The following is a 15281-nucleotide window of genomic DNA, read 5'->3' as shown; positions in this document are numbered from 1 at the left end:
CCATAAGAGAAATTCGATTAGCTCGAGTTTCATTTGCTGGCATCAATTAAGATACTCATTTTGTTTGTGTCACTGGCAAGCCAGGCACAAACTGTATTTCGTTAACGTTTTGCTGTTCAGTTTTCAAGGTTCATTTGCTTTTAAAAAATAATGGAGCGGGTAGGGAGAATCGAACTCCCATCATCAGCTTGGAAGGCTGAGGTTTTACCACTAAACTATACCCGCGTGTAAGTTGTATTTTAAATTGTTATAGTGAGAACGTTTGGTGCGGTAAAGAGGATTTGAACCTCCACGGGGTTAACCCCCACTAGGCCCTCAACCTAGCGCGTCTGCCATTCCGCCACTACCGCTTTGTTTCAGCGACAATTACTAGTATACACCTTCAGTTTAATAAGTCAAGAACTTTATCAAAACTTTTTTAAAATGAATGGTGAGCCGTACAGGATTCGAACCTGTGACCCTCTGATTAAAAGTCAGATGCTCTACCAACTGAGCTAACGGCTCGTATTATAATGAAAGGAACAAACTGTCCTACATACCTTTGATCTCTTTATCGCGTACACTACGTAATAAAAATGGCTGGGGTAGCTGGATTCGAACCAACGAGTGACGGAGTCAAAGTCCGTTGCCTTACCGCTTGGCTATACCCCATCAATGATAACCTGTTATCAAGTCTCCAGGGATTTGTTCATTTTCTAAAAGTGACCCCTACGGGATTCGAACCCGTGATACCGCCGTGAAAGGGCGGTGTCTTAACCGCTTGACCAAGGGGCCGTAATTACATTGACGCTTCATCAAGCGAATCGTTTGTTGCGCTTGTCTTAGTCGACTTTTACTATTATAGACAGGGTTCTCTTATCCGTCAACCTTTTTCATCAATCTTTTTTAAATAACTTTTCTATAGTCTATTAAACGTTGATATAACAGTCTTTTACCATATCTACTTTATTATTAAAAAGCCGTTCACCGCTACCATATCTCAATAAATACAAAAGGTATGCAATCGCAACGATTGCATACCTTTTGCGTTTCATTTAACCTTTTCTATCTTCCCTGCACATTTCCCACAGCGATATTTCGTGCAATCCATTCTTCTGCGCCTTGGATAATCCAATCCGCAAGCCGTACAACGATATAAATGGATAATCGTACTTTTCGCTCTGCGTTCCGCAAGCGGCTTACAATGTCGAGGTGAATTTGTCTCTCTAAGTAGCTCTTTAAAGTCTGGATCCCCATGTTTATATCCCTTACCTTCTATATGAAGGTGATAATGGCAAAGTTCATGTTTAATGATCCCGATTAATTCTTCCTCATCATGAAGTTCAATAACTAACGGATTAATCTCTATAAAATGATTGCTTAACTTATAGCGACCACCCGTTGTCCGCAGTCTGCTATTAAAAATTGCTTGATGGACAAACGGTTTATGAAAGATTTCCAATGAGATTTGCTCAACCAGCTGCTGTAAATATTCTTCTGACATGCTGATTCTCTCCTTTATTTCTTAAGAGGAAGCATAGATAACGCGATACGTCCTTTTTTACGATCTACAGAGTCTATCCATACTGTAACAATATCTCCGGATGCTACTACGTCTAAAGGATGCTTTACAAAGCCATTTTTCATTTTAGATATGTGTACTAATCCATCTTCTGAAACGCCAATATCTACAAATGCACCAAAGTCCACTACGTTACGGACAGTTCCTTGTAGTTCCATACCTTCATGCACGTCTTTGATATCGAGGACATCTGCTTTCAGTAAAGGCTGAGGATAATCATCACGTGGATCGCGATTTGGACGCTGCAATGTTTGAATAATATCTTGAAGCGTGATTTCCCCTACATCCAACTGTACAGCAAGTTGTGCAATATCCACTTGTCCAAGTGCAGTTGTCGCTTCTTCAGTACCTAACTGAGACTTAGTAAGTTTCAGCTCTTTCAATACCGCTTCTGCAACTTTATAGCTCTCGGGGTGAATCCCTGTCGAGTCAAAACGTTCTTTTGATTCCGGTATACGCAAGAAGCCAATTGCCTGTTCATAAGTTTTCGCTCCTAGTCTTGGGACCTTCTTCAATTCTGTGCGTTTTGTAAACTTCCCTACTTCTTCTCTCGCTTTGACTATATTCTCCGCCACTGTTTTAGATAGGCCTGAAACATATTGCAACAACGACGATGAAGCAGTGTTGACATTAACCCCAACTCGGTTAACCGCTGTTTCTACAACAAATGAAAGTGAGTCCGTTAGATTCTTTTTTGCTACATCGTGTTGGTATTGCCCAACGCCAATAGATTCTGGATCTATTTTCACAAGTTCTGATAACGGATCTTGTAGTCGGCGCGCAATGGATACCGCACTTCTCTGTTCCACTTGTAAGTCTGGGAACTCTTCCCGCGCTTTTGCAGAAGCTGAATACACACTTGCCCCCGCTTCATTAACGATTACATACGAAACCGGCTCTTTCACTTCCTTAATTAAATCCACGATGAACTTTTCCGTTTCCCGTGACGCGGTACCATTACCGATCGCGATGATGGAAATCGGATACTTTTTAAGCAAATCCAGAATTACTTTCTTGGATGCATCTTTCTGAGGTTTCGGCGGATGCGGATAAATAACAGAGATATCTTGGAGTTTCCCTGTTTCATCTACCACGGCTAGTTTACAACCTGTTCTGAACGCTGGATCTACACCGAGTACTGTTCTACCCTTTAGCGGCGGTTGCAGTAATAGACTACGCAGATTCTCGGAAAATACATGAATAGCTTGTGTTTCAGCCTTTTCAGTCAGGGCTGTACGAACTTCTCTTTCTATTGAAGGAGCGATTAGACGTTTAAATGAATCTTCAAGCGCTTCTTTTATATAAGTTGCTGAAGTAGAAGGGTGTCTTTTAAGATACGTACGTTCTAAATCACCGATAATGCGATCTGTAGGGAAACTTACGCCTACACGCAATACATCTTCTTTCTCCCCGCGGTTAATAGCTAGAACGCGATGAGGTACGATCTTGTTAAGAGGTTCTTCATATTCATAGTAGTTTTCGAAGACTTTTCTTTCATCTTCCGCATCCTTTTTCAAGATTGCAGTTAACTTCCCAGATGCCCATGTGATTTTACGTATTTTCTCACGCATCGTTGCGTCTTCCGATACTCTTTCTGCAACGATAAACTTTGCTCCTTCTAGAGCATCTTCTATTGAATGGATTTCTTTTTCAGGATTAATATAAGTTTGCGCAACAGTCTCAATGTTCGCAGACGACTGTTGCATGAGTTGGTCAGCCAGTGGCTCTAGACCGTTTTCAATCGCAATCATTGCCTTCGTACGTCTTTTTTGTTTATAAGGGCGATATAAGTCTTCGATTCGTTGCAATACACTCGCACGCTCTATCTCAGCTTTTAACGTATCGTCCAGTTTACCTTGTTCTTCTATTAAACGAAGAACTTCTTCTTTTCGCTGTTCAAGCGATTTTATATAATGATAAGCATCTTCAATATCTTTGATCTGCACTTCATCGAGTGAACCCGTTGCTTCTTTTCTATAACGCGCAATAAAAGGTACTGTGTTGCCTTCTTCCAACAATGCGATAACGCTTGCAGTTTGGCGTTTACCAATTCCTGCTCTGCTTGCAGTTGCTTCCATAAGATCTCTTGACAATTTAACCACCCCTTCTTCTTTCCATATAATAGCATGTTTCGAAAACAGTTTCCTTCTGCAACCTTTTATTTTTTGACACAAAAAAGCCGCTTCAATTTAATGAAGCAGGCTAGCTGAGATGAATGTGGCATCATCGTTATCTTCAATTGTACCTTCAACTTTTTTGTACAATTGGTACGGAGTAGAGTTTTCTTGTAGATATTTTTTAGGACTGCGTAAGTTTACGCCATCAGAATGAAGGAAGAATCGATCATTCTTATTATAAGGATATCTTTGCGTACGCGGTGATTGTGGTCTGCCCGATAGATATCCCATGACTGGCAAAGGATAAATCATCTGACCACTTGATTGCAGGATATAGATACGGATGTTACCAACACAACTATATTCCAGGGTTTGTTGTTCGAAATACACTTTTACAATCCCAACTGCAGCACCTCGTTTATGCAACATCTTTTTATTGCAGCGGTGCAACAAATCGTCAGGTGATTCATGATGATAGAGTTTTAAGACTTGTGGAATTATTTCAGCTGATTCTTTCGCTTCTGTTCCACTACCCAAACCGTCTGCAATAGCACAAATGAAATAATCTTCTTCTGAATGAATGTAGTATGCATCCCCAGAATCTTTATTACCCTTTTTGGACTGTTGATATATATATGCCTCTACATAGTCATTCTCAAAAGTTTCCACTAATTTGCACCACCACTCGTTAAGATTACTTCTTGTAGCTTTTTAATCGCTTTACGTTGAAGACGGGAAACGTGCATTTGGGAAATATCCAGTAATTCACCAGCTTCTTTCTGGCTCATCTGATCGATATATGTATACTGGATAATCTGACGTTCCCGTTCACTTAGAACGTTTAGGGCGTTTAATACAAGCATGCGTTGATCTGTTTTTTCAAAACCGTCATCCGTCTCACCAATAATATCAAGCAGTGTGATCGTCCCGCCCTCTGAATCCGCATCCAAAGTATGGTCAATTGACAGAGCTTGATAACTTCTGCCCATTTCCATCGCTTCAAGAACTAATTCTTCGTCGGTACCTAGATATTCTGCTATTTCATAAACCATTGGTGAACGTTGAAATTCAGTCGTTAATATTTCCACGGCTGCTTTGATTTTCGGACCCAATTCCTTAATTCGGCGCGGCACGTGAACAGCCCATGTCTTATCACGAAGAAATCGTTTGATTTCCCCGATGATTGTCGGCACAGCAAACGCTTCGAAGTTACGTCCTTGCTCAGGATCGTATCTTCTAATTGCGCCTAAAAGTCCAAGCATTCCTGCTTGTACAATATCCTCATGGTGTGATTGCCCGCGTGAATATTTGCGCGCAATAGAGTGCACCAGTCGCTCATAATGCAGGACTAGTTGTGTTTGTGCATGGTCGTCATTATTCTCCTGATAGTCATGTATCCATTGAATGACCTGTTCCTTTGTTTCGTTATCACGAGAAGACTGTTGATTTGACATGGTCTTCTCCCCGCTCTCTGCCCAAATATTTGGTCATGAAAACAATGACACCCTCCCCGTGGTCAACTTTGACTTCGTCCATTAAAGTCTCCATCAAATATAGTCCTAAGCCACCTTCTCTAAGAGGTGATTCTTCATTCCAATCTTGATAGGGACCGACCTTTTTCTTCGTTTCTTCAAAATCGAAACTTTGACCATGATCCGTGACGACAATTTCTAGGCGATCTTTATAAAGGGCGCAGCCTAAAATTACTTCACCTGTTTTTTCGTCATTGTACGCGTGCTGGACAGCATTTGTTACTGCTTCACTTGCAGCAATTTTCAAATCTTCAATTTCATCGTATGTAAATCCAATGCGGCTTGCAAGCCCCGATATGGCTAATCGAGCTACACCAACGTATTGAGGTTTTGCCGGAACTTTTATTTCGATGTAATCAAACGCTTGCATTATCTTCGCCACCTTTAGACTGTTCTATCTCCATAATCTCACTAAGGCCAGTAATTTCAAACAATCGATAAAGGCGTTGGTTTAATCCTTTGATAACCAATTTTCCATTGTGCGCTTTTACTTCCTTATAAAATCCAACAAATACACCTAGACCAGTACTATCCATATAGTTGACTTCAGACAAATCCAATTCAACTTCAATTCCTTCAGCCAAGTCTAAATTAGTCAAATGCTCTTTTAGCTTTGGTGCTGTATATATATCGATTTCACCGATAACCTTAAAATTATGCACAAGATCTTTATCCACTTGCTCAACTTGTAAATTCATTTCGCCACCCCGATCGATTTCTCTATTTTCTTAGAATGTAAAGCGTAACCTAACTCGCTATACACTCCTTGTTTTATACCCATTCCCTTATTTTCTAAACCTTTATTTTGTTTTTTTCAAAATAACTAGAGTAAAGTCATCATGCAATTCATAATTCTGCATTTTAGAGAGCTCACTAAATAAATGATCTACCATGGTTTGAGCACTTTCCGCGCGTACGTCACATAGCAAATCCTGGATGACATCCATTTCTATAAATCCTTTTTCCGTTCTCGTTTCTGTTACGCCATCTGTCATGATTGCGACGAAGTCACCATTTTCAAGACGTACTGTACGTTCTTCGTACTTTGCATCTTCTTGTACTCCTAGCAATAACCCTTTGCTCTCAAGCAAACTGAAGTTATTCTCGGATGCGCGATAAAATAACGCAGGTTCATGACCAGCAGATGAATGGCGGAACACAGAGCTTTCCGTGTCATATTTTCCATAGAACATAGAAATAAACATCGTATCGGCAATACTTCGCTCCACCATTTTATTGATGAAGCTTAGCACTTCGGAAGGACTTCTCTGTTCATATCGCAAACTGTCCATCCCAAACTTGACCATGGACATATGCATAGCAGCGGACATACCCTTTCCGATAATATCTGCTACCGCTAGACATACCTCATGTGTATTATCATTCAGGAAGTAGACATAGTCCCCATTCATTTGCTTAGACGGCTTTGACGTCCAGCCTATATCTAGACCCTCGACTTGGGGGGTCGTTGTCTGCAACAACGTATTTTGTACACGAACCGCAATATCCATCTCTGTTTGAATGATTTCCTGTTTGCGAATCAAACTCTGATGTTCTTTTAGTGCTAGTCCATAATGAATCATCATTTCAATTAAAAAGTCGAACGAAACACTCACGTCAGATGGCAGATCCTTAATCAGTTGTTCAATTGACGTCTTATGAATACTGATAACATCTTCTGGCGCGATATCCTTTTCTATGAAGCTGCGGCTGAATTGCTGTCCCAAATAGAGATCTTCTTCTCCTTTGGAGTGCAGATAATTCTCCAGCATTTGTTTATACTGCTTACCCGCCTCCTGTGGCAATACCCTTCAACTCCTAGTGCAACCATTTCGTCGCTGTAATAGTGGTTCCTATGCCCACTTCTGTTTCCACACTAAAATCATCCATTAACCGTTTGACCCCTGGCATACCTGCACCCAGTCCTCCTGAAGTCGTATACCCATCTGTCATAACTTTTTGCAAATCAGAAATTCCCGGTCCATCATCGGAAGCTGTAATAATTAAGCCTACACGTGGACCTACTTGAACAGACTCTATTTCAATTCTGCCTTTTCCTGCATAAAGATATATATTCCTTGCCAATTCACTAATAGCCGTCGTAATTCTAGCTTGGTCAACTGTCCCAAAGCCAGTGCTCTTCGCCTCATTACGGCCCAATTGTCTAGCAGCAACTATATCCCATTCTGTATTGATCTCTATAGAAGACCTGTGTTCCATGGTCAGGCCTCCAATTCTCTAGTTAATTTCTCTAGCCCATTCTCTAGATCTAATGCTGTGGTTACATTCTCTAAACGTATACCTAATTCAATTAGTGTAATGGCTACAGAAGGCTGAATGCCTGTGATGACAACTTTTGCACCCATAAGACTCGTCATATGAATAACATCCCCAAGAACTTTTGCGATGAATGAATCAATGAAGTCGATTGGTGTCAAATCGATCACAACGCCGCGTGCAGATGTTTTATGCAATTGATTCAGTAAATCTTCCTGGAATTGTAAAGCTGTCTGATCATCAAGCTCCACTTGGATAGATACAATCAATGTGTCTTTTAGCTTTAGAATCGGGATTCGCATCTTCATACTACTTTTCCTCCTCCACAATTGTCCGCCCTGTCATTTCAAGCGCTTTTTGCATGCCTCTGCGTAACGTACTCGTTGTCGAGAAATCTGTCAGATTAATGCCTAGCGTGACAATAGTCTGCGCAATCTCCGGACGGATTCCGACTAGCATACATTTCGCACCGACTAAACGAACGGCATCAGCCGCTTGAATAATATGGTGTGCAACCATCGTATCTACTACCGGAACACCCGTGATATCTAGCAATACAACTTCAGCACGTTGCTTGACAACGCCTTCTAGTAGGTTCTCCATGATCAGTTTCGCACGTTCCGTATCAATCGTACCCACTAACGGCATGACAGAGATCTTGTCAAATACAGGAATCAACGAAGCCGAAAGCTCTTGCAATGCAATCTTCTGCAAAATATCTGTGCGCTCCCACTTTGTAGAGTATTCATCGATGATGCTTTCCCTTAATGGATTAATCCAGTTAGAGAAGATATTTACACCTTCGCGTAGGTTGGTATCTTTCAAAATCCCCGTTTCAAAAAATAAGTTATAGACTACTGAAGAAAACGTATCAATAGCACGGTTGATAAATTTAATAGACCAACCAAAATGAATGATCTTTTCCGTGAACTCGTCCAATCGTGCCTTGTCCACTTTTTCGCGGGTAGCTAGATTGGAAGTCATAAGTTCAGTGAATTCCCTACTCGTCGTTGCCACCACCGCAGCTGGCATTAAGTCCAAAAAACGCTCATCAGCATTTTCTTTCATTTCTTCTACCCAGCGCATTGTAATTGTATCTATATTCTCGGCTATTCCTTTTCTCATGACTTCATTCATCGTTATTTGTTCCTCCCTACATCTTCAATTATCTCTATTGTATCGAATTTCTCTACAAACTACATGTTTTTACTCATTTTTTTTAAAATCAAAAAAGTAAAAACACTATAACCGGTTGGCTATAGTGTTTTTAAGCAGCCATTGGTTACTAGCACCCTCTGCAATAAAAGTTATTAGAATATGTATGCTAAAATTTAATAAGCCCGAAGCTTACTTGCAATGCTTCGTCGACTTGTTTCATTAACGCATCGTCTAAGTGAGTTATTTTGTCTGTGAGCCTTGACTTGTCGATTGTGCGGACTTGCTCGAGCAGGATGACTGAATCCCGCTCGAATCCATGCCGTGCCGCCGTAATTTCGACATGTGTCGGCAATTTTGCTTTTTGTATTTGTGCAGTAATGGCTGCTACAATAACGGTGGGACTGAATCGATTACCGATATCATTTTGGATGATCAGTACCGGTCTAGTTCCACCTTGTTCAGAACCGACTACAGGTGACAAATCTGCAAAAAAGACGTCTCCGCGTTTAATTGCCAACTTTTCATCCTCCGCTGACGCAACGTTCCACGGTATGCTGAGCCTCAAATTCCGCATATAAACATTCTGCCGCTATGTTGAGGTTGATCTGCGACATTTCCACATAACCTCTAATCATGGCTTCACGCAATAAGGAAGCTTCACCATTTTCGATATGTTTCACATCTGTCATATAAACGAAATCTTCTTGCACTTGCTCCCATTGAAAGATTGCGTCTTCATTTTGCTGTTGCAATCTGGTCGAGGCTATACTAAGTATTCTTTTATCGTTTTTATCCGTACGCAAATCGAGCACCTCCGACAAACCCATCCCTTTATTTCTATATCATTTCTATCTTACCATTTATATTGGAATATGAAAAGACAAGGATTTGAGTGTTCTGACAAGAAATACTAGTTTGGTCAGTAGAATGTCGAATTGTATGGACATTGCGTCATATATTAAGCCAGATAGTTTCGACCTTTATTACGTATAGACTCTAGGTATTCGTGTGGAAAACGTTACAGCTATTTCATAGGGTATTGTGTGTAAGCGTTCAGACCATTCTTCTATAACTATTTCTTCGTTGCCTTGTTTGCCTATCAATACCACTTTTTCACCTTCAGGATATTCACAAGGTAATCGGATCATGCATTGGTCCATACAAATGGTTCCGACAATAGGTACCCTTTTACCGTCAATCAGTACTTCCTGACCATTTAACGAACGCTTCAATCCATCTGCGTAGCCTATTGGTAATGTAGCAATCCATTCTCCTTCAGCAGCTTCATACGACCCACCGTAGCTAATTTTTTCACCAGCCGTCATTCTTTTCACATATGCTACTTCAGTTTCAATCGTCAATGCCCGCTCGAGTTTAAATGGTAGTTGCTTTGCTACCGTATCGGAAGGCGGGATGCCGTATAAACCTATGCCAAAACGAACAGCATCTAGTGCATAATTAGGAAACAGTAATGCCCCTGCACTATTTGACGCGTGAACGAGACGCGGCTTTTCAGGCAAGCGATTCACAAGGTGCATAAATCGTTCAAACTGTCGCCGCGTTGGCTCCCGATCATCTTCATCAGCACGTGCAAAATGAGTAAAAACGCCATCTATAGTTAGACTAGACTGTTGAATGCATTTCACTAATTGAGCAAGTTCTTCTTCAGTTCGTACTCCAATTCTACCCATTCCACTGTCGATTTTTACATGAATTCTACATTTATTATCAAACGGTTGCTGAGCGTTTACTTGTTTTACCCAATTCGCACTTGTGACCGTTAAAATAATACGTTGTTGCGCTGCTATCGCTGCAAATGAAACTGGCGAAACCCCTAGCACAAGTATATCGGCAGTCGGTTGTGTTTTTCTGAGCGTCATCGCTTCATCTGGCGTGGCAACAGCGAACATTTCTGCTCCCGCCTGCAATGCAGCGGAAGCAGCCTCCGCTACTCCATGCCCGTAACCATCTGATTTAACGACCGCGATCAGCTTAGTTTCTTTAGGTAAATAAGAAATGAGGTGTTTTGCATTATGCTTAATAGCCGCTGTATTAATAATCGCACGTGTTGGCCGATATTCCGTTTCGTTGAACATTACTTTCCACCTCGTTATAGGATAGACTGTCGCATAAAATAATTATCTATCCAAAGGCATAGCCAAGTCAATTGATTTCAGTTGTTGATTATTTCGATTCTGTTGCTGTCATCGAGTTTGCTACAGTAATCAATTCTTCCTTGCTTAACATATCCGATGCCACAAAGAACGCCATACCATTTGCTTCCCAGTGAATCGATTGTTCTGTCAATGCCGCCACTGCAAATCCTAGATCAACAGGATCACCTTCTATGGATACAGGCATTTCATTTAATGGCTTTTCAGCTGGTTCCTGAATAACGACATACTCCTTATCCCCACTGAATGTCATGATCACACGCTGCCCATTCTCAATCTCTACACTCTTCTCTTCTGACAGTGTTGTACCTTGTAGATTTGCAACTGGATAGTAGGTTTGTTGATTTGCCTTAGCTTGGTCTTCCCCATCACCTTCTGTTGCTTCTTCATCAGTATCCGCTTTGTCACCGTCCGCTTTCGGTTTATCCATTTTCACCTTATATTCAGCAACTTTATGCTCTACACCCAATGCAATTTTATCGAACTTAATGGAGATCTTTTCTTCACCATTTTCATCGTGAATCGTCACCTTGCTTGGCAACAATGTCTTTTTATCAATATGAATCTTCTGAGTTGGTAAAAGTGACTTATGATTATTGCGTGTAGCCGTTTCAAAGATATACTCTTTTTCCTTTTCTTCCATGACCGCTGCTTTGTCTGCCTTAATATCTTCAGCAAGGGTTCCGATTAAATATCCTTGACTGTTCTGGGCAGGCCAATCACTTTGAAACTTATACGTTTTGCCTAGTGATGGTGTAATGACGAATACACCTTCTTCGTTACGAACAATCATTTGTGACTCGCCATTACCCGATTGCGTCACATTTACTTTGTAAAACTCCGGCTTGGTATGCCATACTTCTACATTGTACACCCGAGGTTCTGAACCTGTTTTGATTTCCATCGAGGCATTTAATTCATACCCTTTTGTTTCATTCCACTTATTGCTGAGCTTCTTCATGACATCTTCTTTGGAAGGCTTACCGCATCCTCCTAGTACCAACATAACTGCGACGACTGTTAATAACATAATCTTTTTCCGCATTCTTTTCATCCTTTCTCCAATCAATTCGGGTAGCTTATCTTATGAGAGGGATGAATCGAATATGCGAGCTTGTTTTAATTTCTATTTGACTGTCTTCAGGATTCTATCAAAACCACTTGCGCCGCAGCTACTGTTTGAGTATGTGTAATGCTGACGAACCCTTGAGCTAGCTGTTTACGGAAGTACAATACAGGACGTCCGCTTGCTTCCGAAATGACTTCAATATCGAGAAAATTGCAATCTGTTCCGATTCCAGTGCCGCGAGCTTTGGAAAACGCTTCTTTCGCAGCAAAACGACCTGCTAAGTATTCTATTTTTCGGTGACCACTTAAAGTTTCATACACGTGTAATTCCCTTTCAGATAGTATGCGCTCTCGAAACTTACTATTGCGACCATCCAAACGAGCTACGCGATCCAATTCCACGATATCTAATCCAATTCCTTGAATCAAAATGAACAACTCCTTTCCCTTCAAGTTAAATACTATGTATAATCAGTAAAGAAGATTGAGGTGAAACCATGTTTATACGAACAGAAAACTTTTCACAATATGTTCGCGCCTATCCCGTCGTGACATTTTTGTTAGCCTTGAATATCGGGATATTTATCTATACACTGATTCCCGGCATTGGAGATCAACTCTTTTTACTCGGCTTGGGGGATAACTTCCTCATTGCGAATGGAGAGTATTGGCGCCTAATAACACCGATGTTTTTGCACGGCGGTTTCATGCACCTGTTATTTAACATGTTCTCGCTTTTCGTTTTCGGGCCAGAGCTTGAAAAGATTGCAGGGAAAGCACGTTTTATTACGGTGTATATGTTAGCCGGCTTGTTCGGAGATATCGCAACATACTTCGTGCAGCCTGCTGCTTATACCCATGTCGGTGCAAGTGGAGCGATTTTCGGTGTGTTCGGTGCGTTTGGTGCGCTTGTGTATTACACGAAGCATGCATTCCCGCAGTTGAGACAGGTTATTTTACCGATTATCGTCATTAGTATTGTGATGACATTTGTCGGGACGAACATTAACGTGACAGCGCATATTGCTGGGCTGATCACTGGCTTCCTGATTGGACTGAGCTTTTTCAATCCGAAGAACATCGTCAGTTGGAGAAAAAAATAGTGTGATGCAAAGTCAGATAAGGGATAGTCCTTGTCTGGCTTTTTGCATTGAAACAGAGAATTTTACACATGTGTTGGGGTGGGGATTTGCGTTCTAGACGGACGCGTTATGGAGGGTCCGCAATGAAAATCCCCTATCTAACACCAATGCCAGCCTTTCTAATTTCATTAAGCCACAAAAGCCAGACAGGTTTAGTTGTCTGGCTCTGTTTGTGTTTCTGGAATTTCTGGATGATATTCATACCAAGACAGGAACTTTTCCGCATCTTCCTGTGGCATGTGGCGAATCGCTGGAGCGTCGAGTGTCATGCCAGATTTGACATTGGCAGTGATGGTTGCGACTCTTTTTCTCCGGTGGAAATAGTTCTGATCTACTTCCATCGACTGAATACGATTCTTCTCAGTGAACACCGTCTGCCGACTGATTGCGCGGAAACGCATCGTCAATTGCTTTGGCAAGATCGTGTATGCAGCTGTATTGTATTGCCAAATGCCAAGCAATCCAACTAGCGGTAAGAGCAACAATGTCAGCAAGCCATACGGGAAAAAGTTATACGAGACAATCGCTATTGGAATCAATGTCACGAGTAACTTAAAACGGTAATAAAAACGCTTACCCCTGCTTCCGATTTTCTCTTTTGGCTCACTAAAGTCTATATTTGGAAACAGCTCCTGCAACGGTTCTATAATGCGGTTTCGTTTTGCTAAAGGAAAAAGATTGATTCGTGAACCTTCCCCTACTCCTCCCGCACTGTTGATAATGACCGCCCCATAGCCGAATAGTTGGCGTAAAGGATTTTCAGCTATAGTAATATTTTGTACACGTTTCAACGGAACAGTTACTCGTTTCTTCTCAAGCAACCCCCTCGTTATGATTAGATCATCTTTCTCAAGCATGACTTTGAAATCATAATTCGCAAGGAATGTCATCGCAACGGATAGTAGCCAAACGATCAGAAAACCGAGTACTATTAAAATCGTGATGACGAAGACGCCAATACGGATGAACGATTCTAACTCTCCAAACAACCAGTCGTACGGTATAAGTTCTTCGATTTGTGATAAAAACACGAGAGCACCGGATAAAATAACCCCAATGCCCCCTGACGTTGTCGCAAGCATGAGCAAGTCGCCTGTCGTCATAGAGAAAATCACGGGTGCTGGTTGATGCACAGTTTGAATTTCTTCTTCAGTTTCTCGAAACAACTGCCATTCCTCTTGATCAGACAAGTCAGGCATAGGTCCGATTATCTTCACTTTTTTCGCTTGTTGAATTTCACGTTCAATCTGTTCGGCTGCCTCTTTCGTGATCGCAGTCAATTCCGCTTCAGCATCTTTACCGGAAGAAGACCCCGCCGTTTCGATTTTAACCTTTACTAATTGAAATGGACGGTGAAAAATACCTTCTGTGTAATCTAAGCTTTGAATGCGGTCAAAAGGGATATAACGCTTTTTCCTGACAAACAAACCCGATACGATGCGCAGTTCTTGGTCCTCGAACCAATAGTCGAAGCGACGCCATTTCACAATACCTGATACGAGCGTAAATACGATTAATACACCGAATAGGAGTAACGTCCAATATTGGATATACCAAGGCGCTGTACTTTCTCCTTTGAAGCCATTCACAAAGACTAAAATAATGAATGGACCAATTAAATCTTTCAGTGTTTTCGCAGTCTCGACGACAGCTGTGATCCAATGAAGTTTATAGCGTTGTTCAGACATCGTCTTTCGCCACCCTTGCAAACGTCGATATCCGATTGCGCAGTTCATCCGCCTCTTCCGTTACCAATGCAGGAATGGAATGATTTGTTGCCGCAGTAGAAATCGTGATGGACGCTAGACCATATTTGCGTAGAATTGGCCCTTCTGCTGTATCCACGTGCTGAACACGCACCATCGGTATAAGCGTGCGATTGACGATGAATAAACCGTGTTGTAGCTCTATCTCCGCTTCACGCACTTCGTAACGCCAGCGTTGCCAACGTATTTTCGGAAATAAATAAATTGATAAAAATGCATATAATAGTACGACTACAGAAACGACAATCATAATCCAAACGGGCCAATCAAAAAAATACGATAAAAAACCAACGCCGACTGCGATTACCAGTATAATAACACTTTGAATCGTTCCATATAATCTCCATACCGTTAACCCTTTTCTGGAGATTTGATTTGAAGGTTGTTGCCTCACTAGATCCACCTCTTTTCGAATACCTACACATACATACGTAACAACATGAAAAATGTTTCATTTAATCGATCATATCATATTCACGACAAAAA

At 41.3% G+C, this 15281-nt stretch carries 18 protein-coding genes and 5 tRNA genes; 1 reads left to right on the top strand and 22 read right to left on the bottom strand.

The genetic code is table 11. The features are described from left to right. Nucleotides 1-151: 151 nt before the first annotated feature. The 20 genes from CSV76_RS15880 to acpS all read right to left on the bottom strand — a co-directional run bounded on the left by CSV76_RS15880 (nucleotide 152) and on the right by acpS (nucleotide 12316). A tRNA-Gly gene (locus CSV76_RS15880) sits at nucleotides 152-225 on the bottom strand. A 38-nt stretch (nucleotides 226-263) separates the two neighbouring features. Next, nucleotides 264-350 (bottom strand) — tRNA-Leu (locus tag CSV76_RS15875). Nucleotides 351-428: 78 nt separating this feature from the next. Next, a tRNA-Lys gene (locus CSV76_RS15870) sits at nucleotides 429-504 on the bottom strand. A 72-nt stretch (nucleotides 505-576) separates the two neighbouring features. Further along, nucleotides 577-651: transfer RNA gene (locus tag CSV76_RS15865), tRNA-Gln, on the bottom strand. Between the two features lie 51 nt (nucleotides 652-702). Continuing rightward, nucleotides 703-774 (bottom strand) — tRNA-Glu (locus CSV76_RS15860). Between the two features lie 256 nt (nucleotides 775-1030). Further along, the gene (locus CSV76_RS15855; RefSeq protein WP_085427342.1) at nucleotides 1031-1483 is read right to left on the bottom strand and encodes a SprT family protein; all 453 of its coding nucleotides are present in this window, start codon (nucleotides 1481-1483) and stop codon (nucleotides 1031-1033) included. 14 nt (nucleotides 1484-1497) lie between these two features. Further along, nucleotides 1498-3639, bottom strand: a complete 2142-nt coding sequence (locus tag CSV76_RS15850) for a Tex family protein (RefSeq protein WP_099626194.1) — start codon at nucleotides 3637-3639, stop codon at nucleotides 1498-1500. 111 nt (nucleotides 3640-3750) lie between these two features. Beyond that, nucleotides 3751-4347, bottom strand: a complete 597-nt coding sequence (locus CSV76_RS15845) for a PP2C family serine/threonine-protein phosphatase (protein WP_085427343.1) — start codon at nucleotides 4345-4347, stop codon at nucleotides 3751-3753. Continuing rightward, nucleotides 4347-5132, bottom strand: coding sequence for an RNA polymerase sigma factor SigB (sigB, locus tag CSV76_RS15840; protein ID WP_085427344.1), 786 nt, complete (start codon nucleotides 5130-5132; stop codon nucleotides 4347-4349). The genes CSV76_RS15845 and sigB overlap by 1 nt, the downstream gene beginning before the upstream one ends. Further along, nucleotides 5107-5580, bottom strand: a complete 474-nt coding sequence (gene rsbW / locus CSV76_RS15835; protein ID WP_085427345.1) for an anti-sigma B factor RsbW — start codon at nucleotides 5578-5580, stop codon at nucleotides 5107-5109. Before rsbW ends, sigB begins: the two co-directional genes overlap by 26 nt. Then, nucleotides 5567-5908, bottom strand: a complete 342-nt coding sequence (locus CSV76_RS15830) for an STAS domain-containing protein (RefSeq protein WP_085427346.1) — start codon at nucleotides 5906-5908, stop codon at nucleotides 5567-5569. Before CSV76_RS15830 ends, rsbW begins: the two co-directional genes overlap by 14 nt. A 102-nt stretch (nucleotides 5909-6010) precedes the next feature. Beyond that, entirely contained in the window at nucleotides 6011-7015 is a 1005-nt protein-coding gene (locus tag CSV76_RS15825) for a PP2C family protein-serine/threonine phosphatase (protein ID WP_198166242.1), read from the bottom strand. A gap of 13 nt (nucleotides 7016-7028) precedes the next feature. Then, nucleotides 7029-7430: an anti-sigma regulatory factor gene (locus CSV76_RS15820; protein ID WP_085427347.1), complete on the bottom strand. Its 402-nt coding sequence runs from the start codon at nucleotides 7428-7430 to the stop codon at nucleotides 7029-7031. A gap of 2 nt (nucleotides 7431-7432) precedes the next feature. After that, nucleotides 7433-7795 (bottom strand): STAS domain-containing protein, encoded by a 363-nt coding sequence (locus CSV76_RS15815; protein WP_083034138.1) that lies wholly within the window; start codon nucleotides 7793-7795, stop codon nucleotides 7433-7435. A 1-nt stretch (nucleotide 7796) separates the two neighbouring features. Further along, entirely contained in the window at nucleotides 7797-8624 is an 828-nt protein-coding gene (locus CSV76_RS15810; RefSeq protein WP_085427348.1) for an RsbT co-antagonist protein RsbRA, read from the bottom strand. 187 nt (nucleotides 8625-8811) lie between these two features. Then, nucleotides 8812-9162 carry a type II toxin-antitoxin system PemK/MazF family toxin gene (locus tag CSV76_RS15805; protein WP_029054722.1) on the bottom strand — a complete coding sequence of 117 codons (351 nt, stop codon included), beginning with the start codon at nucleotides 9160-9162 and terminating at the stop codon, nucleotides 8812-8814. Between the two features lie 4 nt (nucleotides 9163-9166). Next, nucleotides 9167-9472, bottom strand: a complete 306-nt coding sequence (locus tag CSV76_RS17940; RefSeq protein ID WP_099626193.1) for a transcriptional regulator — start codon at nucleotides 9470-9472, stop codon at nucleotides 9167-9169. 156 nt (nucleotides 9473-9628) lie between these two features. Next, on the bottom strand, nucleotides 9629-10741 hold the full coding sequence (gene alr / locus CSV76_RS15795) for an alanine racemase (protein WP_085427349.1): 1113 nt from the start codon (nucleotides 10739-10741) through the stop codon (nucleotides 9629-9631). A gap of 88 nt (nucleotides 10742-10829) precedes the next feature. Next, nucleotides 10830-11864, bottom strand: coding sequence for a LolA family protein (locus CSV76_RS15790; RefSeq protein WP_085427350.1), 1035 nt, complete (start codon nucleotides 11862-11864; stop codon nucleotides 10830-10832). 95 nt (nucleotides 11865-11959) lie between these two features. Beyond that, nucleotides 11960-12316: a holo-ACP synthase gene (acpS, locus tag CSV76_RS15785; RefSeq protein WP_085427351.1), complete on the bottom strand. Its 357-nt coding sequence runs from the start codon at nucleotides 12314-12316 to the stop codon at nucleotides 11960-11962. A 68-nt stretch (nucleotides 12317-12384) separates the two neighbouring features. On the opposite strand from acpS, the gene CSV76_RS15780 reads away from it, so the two are divergent. Further along, nucleotides 12385-12990 (top strand): rhomboid family intramembrane serine protease, encoded by a 606-nt coding sequence (locus CSV76_RS15780; RefSeq protein WP_085427352.1) that lies wholly within the window; start codon nucleotides 12385-12387, stop codon nucleotides 12988-12990. 191 nt (nucleotides 12991-13181) lie between these two features. Here the strand turns inward: CSV76_RS15780 and CSV76_RS15775 are convergent, their stop codons facing one another. Beyond that, nucleotides 13182-14738 (bottom strand): PH domain-containing protein, encoded by a 1557-nt coding sequence (locus tag CSV76_RS15775; protein ID WP_233204518.1) that lies wholly within the window; start codon nucleotides 14736-14738, stop codon nucleotides 13182-13184. Next, the gene (locus tag CSV76_RS15770; RefSeq protein WP_085427354.1) at nucleotides 14710-15189 is read right to left on the bottom strand and encodes a PH domain-containing protein; all 480 of its coding nucleotides are present in this window, start codon (nucleotides 15187-15189) and stop codon (nucleotides 14710-14712) included. Before CSV76_RS15770 ends, CSV76_RS15775 begins: the two co-directional genes overlap by 29 nt. Nucleotides 15190-15281 lie beyond the last annotated feature (92 nt).

It is taken from the genome of Sporosarcina sp. P17b, from assembly GCF_002743115.1.
Taxonomy (GTDB): Bacteria; Bacillota; Bacilli; order Bacillales_A; family Planococcaceae; genus Sporosarcina; species Sporosarcina ureae_C.
Note: the sequence above shows the minus strand (reverse complement) of the source record. Positions and strands in the feature narration are given on the sequence as shown.

Bases quoted from the DNA above. Each gene is read 5' to 3' on its own strand.
- CSV76_RS15855 (WP_085427342.1), bottom strand. From the start codon at position 1,483: ATGTCAGAAGAATATTTACAGCAGCTGGTTGAGCAAATCTCATTGGAA.
- CSV76_RS15850 (WP_099626194.1), bottom strand. From the start codon at position 3,639: ATGGAAGCAACTGCAAGCAGAGCAGGAATTGGTAAACGCCAAACTGCA.
- sigB (WP_085427344.1), bottom strand. From the start codon at position 5,132: ATGTCAAATCAACAGTCTTCTCGTGATAACGAAACAAAGGAACAGGTC.
- rsbW (WP_085427345.1), bottom strand. From the start codon at position 5,580: ATGCAAGCGTTTGATTACATCGAAATAAAAGTTCCGGCAAAACCTCAA.
- CSV76_RS15830 (WP_085427346.1), bottom strand. From the start codon at position 5,908: ATGAATTTACAAGTTGAGCAAGTGGATAAAGATCTTGTGCATAATTTT.
- CSV76_RS15820 (WP_085427347.1), bottom strand. From the start codon at position 7,430: ATGGAACACAGGTCTTCTATAGAGATCAATACAGAATGGGATATAGTT.
- CSV76_RS15815 (WP_083034138.1), bottom strand. From the start codon at position 7,795: ATGAAGATGCGAATCCCGATTCTAAAGCTAAAAGACACATTGATTGTA.
- CSV76_RS15810 (WP_085427348.1), bottom strand. From the start codon at position 8,624: ATGAATGAAGTCATGAGAAAAGGAATAGCCGAGAATATAGATACAATT.
- CSV76_RS17940 (WP_099626193.1), bottom strand. From the start codon at position 9,472: ATGGGTTTGTCGGAGGTGCTCGATTTGCGTACGGATAAAAACGATAAA.
- alr (WP_085427349.1), bottom strand. From the start codon at position 10,741: ATGTTCAACGAAACGGAATATCGGCCAACACGTGCGATTATTAATACA.
- CSV76_RS15790 (WP_085427350.1), bottom strand. From the start codon at position 11,864: ATGCGGAAAAAGATTATGTTATTAACAGTCGTCGCAGTTATGTTGGTA.
- CSV76_RS15780 (WP_085427352.1), top strand. From the start codon at position 12,385: ATGTTTATACGAACAGAAAACTTTTCACAATATGTTCGCGCCTATCCC.